Source organism: Halorubrum sp. AD140 (assembly GCF_034497445.1).
In the GTDB taxonomy this organism is placed as follows: Archaea; Halobacteriota; Halobacteria; order Halobacteriales; family Haloferacaceae; genus Halorubrum.
The window spans coordinates 1-1,464 of the sequence record NZ_JAXRUU010000185.1 but is presented as its reverse complement, the minus strand read 5'-3'; the positions used below and the strand labels follow the sequence as shown (position 1 = coordinate 1,464).

General features: G+C 68.4%; 2 protein-coding genes. Both read right to left on the bottom strand.

The window, feature by feature from the left end; genetic code table 11:
* A partial coding sequence (locus U4E84_RS17250) for a metal ABC transporter substrate-binding protein (protein WP_322533328.1) occupies positions 1-991 on the bottom strand: 991 nt, incomplete at its 3' end.
* A gap of 131 nt (positions 992-1,122) precedes the next feature.
* Positions 1,123-1,464: YbaK/EbsC family protein (locus tag U4E84_RS17245; RefSeq protein ID WP_322533327.1), on the bottom strand; the 342-nt coding region annotated here is incomplete at its 5' end.

The window sequence follows — 1,464 nt, the reverse complement described above, 5'->3', positions numbered from 1 at the left end:
ACCCGTCGTCGTTCCACTCTTCGGTCGTTCCGCCGGCGGGCGTGACGGGGATCGCCTCGGTGGCGTCGCTGTTCTCGACGATCGACTCGGCGAGCCTCGGCGACTCGAAGCTGTCGTACAGCACCGCGTCGATCCCCTCCTCGTTCACGAGGTCGATCGTGTCGGCGATCTCCGTCTGCGTCGGCTCGTTGTCCGGCGAGACGCCGACCGGCGAGTGGAGCCGGAGCCCGTAGCGCGCCTCTAGGTACTGAAAGGAGTTGTGGCCGGCCATGACCGCCACGTCGCGCTCGGCGTTCTCGGCGATCGACTCGAAGGCGTCGTCGACGGCGTCGAGCTCGTCGGCGTACGCTGCCGCGTTGTCGGCGTAGTCGTCCGCGTTGTCCGGGTCCGCCTCGCCGAACCCCGTCGCGATCGTGTCGACGACGTCGGCCGCGATGACGGGGTCGACCCAGACGTGGGGATCGTAACGCCCCTCGTGGTCGTGGTCCTCTTCTTCGTCGTGGTCGTGGTCCTCTTCTTCGTCGTGGTCGTGGTCCTCTTCTTCGTCGTGATCGCCGTCCTCGTGGTCCGATTCCGCCCGCTCGTCGGAGTGGTCCCACTCGAGGAGGTCGTCTTCCAGACCGGCCAGCCCGTCGATCACGGCGACCGTCTCGTAGTCGCTCTCCAGCGTCTCGGCCAGGTCCTGCGCCCACGAGAACTCGGAGCTGTCGAGATAGACGAACGCGTCCGTCGCGGCGACGTCGGTCGCGAGGTTTCCGTCGGGCGTCCACCCGTGGCCGAGCTGCCCGACGTCGACCGGGTCCTCGAAGCTCGCGTGGTCGCCGGCGACCTCGTTCGCCCAGTCGGTGAGCGTGAAGAAGGCGGCGTACCCGGAGTTGAGCCCCTCGGACCCGCCGCCCGTTGCACCGGAACAACCAGCCAAGGACGCCGCGGCTCCCGCGACCGCGAGTCCAGCGCCTCGCCGCAGCACCGACCGCCGTGAGTGAGTCATACCGATCGCTACCACGGTTTAACAGAAAAAGGTTATTATTTCACAACTCAGAATTAATAATGCTGGCGCAGAGAGCGGGTCGGTTTGACAACTCGGCGACTGGGTTCGCGGAGAAGGGTCGCCACCACCGGTCACTCCGTGAGGTCGACGACGGTCGCGTCCGCGAGGTCGGCGAGCGTCTCGGGGTCGACCGCGAACACCGCGCTCGGCGTCCCGGCCGCGCCGTAGACGGTGTCGTACTCGGTGAGGGTCGGGTCGAAGACGGTCGGCAGCGCGGCGTCGTGACCGATCGGCGGGACGCCCCCGATGCTCCAGCCGACGACCTCGCGAATCCGGCTCGGGTCGCCCATCTCGGCGACGTCCGCGCCGAAGTGGTCGGCGACGGCGTCGAGATCCAGCCGGTTCGCGCCGCTCGTGATCGCGGCGACGAGGCTGCCGTCCCGCTCGCCGCCCGCGAGCGAGACGACGATGGT